Below are 3,826 nucleotides of genomic sequence, written 5' to 3' on the forward strand. Positions count from 1 at the left end.
TAGCGCTCTTTTATGACTCTCGTCGGATAAAAATCATCCACCCTTATTTTTAAGGACTTTGATGAATTTAGGCGTAGGTTGGGTTGAGGAACGAAACCCAACACCAACAATCTCTGGTTTTGTTGGGTTTCACTTCGTTCAACCCAACCTACGAATATTTTATTTTTTCGGAGTAATAAAAGAGCGCTAGGGAACCGCAACTTACTAAAAGTCTACGAAAATTTGGAAAATGAGAGTAAAAAATCTAGGTATTTGAAAGATATAATCATAAATGCAAAAGTATTAAATGCAAAAGCATATTACACTAAAGAGAAACTGAGGGTTACGCAATCGTTCCAAAATCTACAACAAATCAGACAACTATTGGAAGATGAGTTGAAAAAATCCCCGAAGGGGGACGGAAACGAATAACCGTCATATGCTGAATAACAGTCATGTACTGTTATCAGACTGACTCCATTAGGAGACGGAAACATTAATCCGTGAGATGCTAGATAATTTGATTATTCAATCTCTCATCTCTCTTCCCCGCAAGGGGACGCAAATCATTAAAGCAATCCTGTTTTCCCCTAAAGGGGATGGAAATTGCGTACAATATTCAACAATCATTTGCATAGCAATCAGCGATGCCAAAAGCAGCTGCATCCACCAAGTGCAAAACTGAGCCACAGCCGAAATTTCCCTCGTCACTTCCCACATGGGCAGATGACACTGAACTGGTGGGATTGGTATTTGAACTTGAGCCAACCACTTCCACTTCCCTCTACTCGCAATACACGATTGGACTCCATGCGTGGTTTCTTGACCAAGTACGGCAACTCAACCCAGAACTTTCTGCATATCTGCACGATGGGGAGTCGGAAAAGCCCTTCAATATTTCGGCGCTGTCAGGTCAACTTCTTGCCAGTGGTAGACAATTGCAACTAGAAGCCAAGCAAATTTATCGCTGGCACGTTAATGCTTTGTCTCCAAGAGTCCTGCAGTTTCTCAAACAATGGTTAACCGAACTGCCCCAAATTCTGGACTTAAGAGATGCTCCCCTGCAAATAAAACAGGTGAGTATTGCCCATCCATCGGCTACCTACGCGCAACTATTGCAGTTATCACCAGAGAAACCCTCTAACGTCAATTTCAGTTTTGTCTCCCCTACCAGCTTTCGCCGCAAGGGTCATCATTTCCCCCTCCCGGTGCCAGTTAATCTCTTTCATAGCTACCTGCGACGCTGGAATGACTTTTCGGGAATGCCTATTGAACCAGAACCTTTTCTCGACTGGATAGATGAAGGGGTAATTATCCATCAGCATCATTTGGAATCGATGAAGGTAGCAGCTGGTAAACGAGGTTCGGTAACTGGGTTCACAGGGGTAATGTCCTGTGGTTTGAGTAAGCCTGCTTTGGCTAACTCTGAGTTTACCCAGTTGTTTTATGCTTTGGCTCGATTGGCTCCCTACTGCGGTACGGGACACAAAACTACTTTTGGATTGGGACAAACTCGCTTAGATTGGGTGGAACCAGAGGTAAGCTCACCGATTCAGGTGCTAACAAATCTGCTGGGAGAACGCATTGATGAATTGACAGCCCTATTCACCGCACAACGAAAACGTACAGGAGGCGATCGCACTGATAAAATTGCTTCTACTTGGGCAACAATCTTAGCACGCCGAGAGATGGGAGAATCATTACAGGTTATATCTCAAGATTTAGAAATGCCTTACGCTACTGTGAAAACTTACGTAAAATTAGCCCGTCGGATGCTCAGAACATTGACACTTTGATTTTAGCGGCGATCGCACTGAAATTCCTGAAATGTTGTTGGATTGAGCCAGAGGCGATCGAAAAATTGTGTCCACCTATACAACAAAGTAGTAACAATTATTATAGGCTTGGAAAGCCCTTTACTTTTTATACTTTTGGCGAAACTTCACCGCCAAAAAAGCACTAGAGCGATAGGAAATTACCTGTGACCAACTGCGATTGATAGTTATCAAACGCAAACATGGTTAAGTTGAACATATTTCTGTCGGCAACAGATGTGACTTCCTACGCTCTGGTTATTTCTTTTAATTATAAAGGAGAAGAACCAAGAGATCCCCTTTTTAAGTGAGTTGGGGGATCTCTTGTAAGTAAATCCTATTTTTGTACAACCCTTTCCCCACTATTGATTTCACCAAAATAAACCAGGTTTGTGAACTCAAAGCTGAGTAGTCTATCAAGTTGAGTTTCATGAGTTCATAGTTGGCGCTGTCTTCGCTAAAGTGCCAACTATGAACAATACCTACTCCTCAATCTAACCAATTAATTTCTGCCAACTACTAGGCCCGATAATCCCATCAGCATCTAAACCATTTTGCTTTTGAAAGTTCTTAACTACAACCTCTGTTTGCGGCCCGTAAACACCATCGTTATCAACACCTAAACGGTATTGCAAGTATCTCACAACCGCACCACCAGCATGATTTGGTCTGATGATTCGTTTTGCCAAAATTAGATTTATGGCATTCCATGTAGTTTCGTCAGCAATTCCAGTCGTCTGAACTCCGATAATAGTCTGAAATTTTTCTACAGCAGATTTGGTGCTAGCCCCAGTAAAGCCATCTTCTACTAATGCCTTACCATTTTTGTCAGTTATTTTGAGTCGATTTAAGGATTTTTGCAGTCTGAGAATAGTGGCATCTACATTCTCCTCTTCATCTGGTACGGGGTTAACAGGAGTAGTTGGCACTTTCCCAGTTAAGCCTTTAACGATCGCATTAGCCATTGCTTCTGGATTAAAAAGATTCATATCTTTTTGGGAATCGATGAAGCAACCTTCTACAAGAATTGCAGGCATATCTGTATTTTTCAGAACATATAAGTGGGAACCACTCTTAACACCGCGATTAAAAAATCCCAACTTGATGATTTCATCTAATACAGGTTTAGCGATTTTTCTCCCTGTGTCGCTAGTTGCATATACTTCTGTGCCATTAGCTTGTCCATTAAAACAGTTAAAATGAATCGAGACGTAAATATCTACTTTACTGCCATTCGCTGTAGAACATCTTTTTGAGAGTGATTCAGTTACTGTCCGAGCGCTACTCGGTCTACAGACTACGACTTCATTGCCTAAAGCTCTTAACTTGGCTATCACTCTATTGCCGACATCAAGAGTTAAATTATCCTCAAATTTAATCCCACTTGCTCCTGTATCTGGTGGACAATTGTGCCCACTATCAATTCCAAATTTCATGATTTCATCCTCAATTTACTTCCTTTTTACACTACTTCAAAACTCTTCTAATTATATAGATAAAGTTTTGTTAATAAATCTGTTGAAGTACTTGTTCGCAATGTCGGCACTATTTTAAGCATTATTACGCTGGCAGACAAAATAAGTTTTTGTGCGAACCTGGACAGCAACTTTTATGTGGTAAAATCCACTAATTCAAAGGTATATTGTAACAAAAAACACAACTATTATAATTTATCAAGATCGGGAATAACTTATTAATTTTTGCAATAAATTGAAATGCAGCAATTACATCCATTATTCAGATAATAACCCTTTGTAAAAGTAGAAAGCCATGACAAATGTATTTAACACACTGTGGCGCAAGTTTGCCACCTTTATCTTGTTAATCGCGATGGTAGCTGGATTTAGGCCATACTGTAGTAGTTCGCTCCCCTTTGTAGTTAACGATTGCCTTTGGCACGCTAAGTAGGTGGGTGAGAAAATTTATAACTATGTCATTGCGAACGCAACGAAGTGGAGTGAAGCAATCACAAGGTTTTCACCGCTTTTACTTTTCGTTACATAGTTATATTTATTTGTGCCTGCCTACTTATG

The 3,826-nt window shown here is 40.6% G+C and carries 2 protein-coding genes; one reads left to right on the forward strand and one right to left on the reverse strand.

What is annotated here, in order from left to right:
* Positions 1-626: 626 nt before the first annotated feature.
* Positions 627-1,775: a CRISPR-associated endoribonuclease Cas6 gene (gene cas6 / locus CDG79_RS39555; protein WP_094346920.1), complete on the forward strand. Its 1,149-nt coding sequence runs from the start codon at positions 627-629 to the stop codon at positions 1,773-1,775.
* A 512-nt stretch (positions 1,776-2,287) separates the two neighbouring features.
* Here the strand turns inward: cas6 and CDG79_RS39560 are convergent.
* Complete coding sequence (locus tag CDG79_RS39560; protein WP_094346921.1) at positions 2,288-3,229, reverse strand: N-acetylmuramoyl-L-alanine amidase; 942 nt, start codon at positions 3,227-3,229, stop codon at positions 2,288-2,290.
* Positions 3,230-3,826 lie beyond the last annotated feature (597 nt).

It is taken from the genome of Nostoc sp. 'Peltigera membranacea cyanobiont' 232 (genome assembly GCF_002245985.1).
Lineage (GTDB): Bacteria > Cyanobacteriota > Cyanobacteriia > Cyanobacteriales > Nostocaceae > Nostoc.

Excerpts from the sequence above, each read along its gene's own strand:
- cas6 (WP_094346920.1), top strand. The coding sequence starts at position 627 with ATGCCAAAAGCAGCTGCATCCACCAAGTGCAAAACTGAGCCACAGCCG.
- CDG79_RS39560 (WP_094346921.1), bottom strand. The coding sequence starts at position 3,229 with ATGAAATTTGGAATTGATAGTGGGCACAATTGTCCACCAGATACAGGA.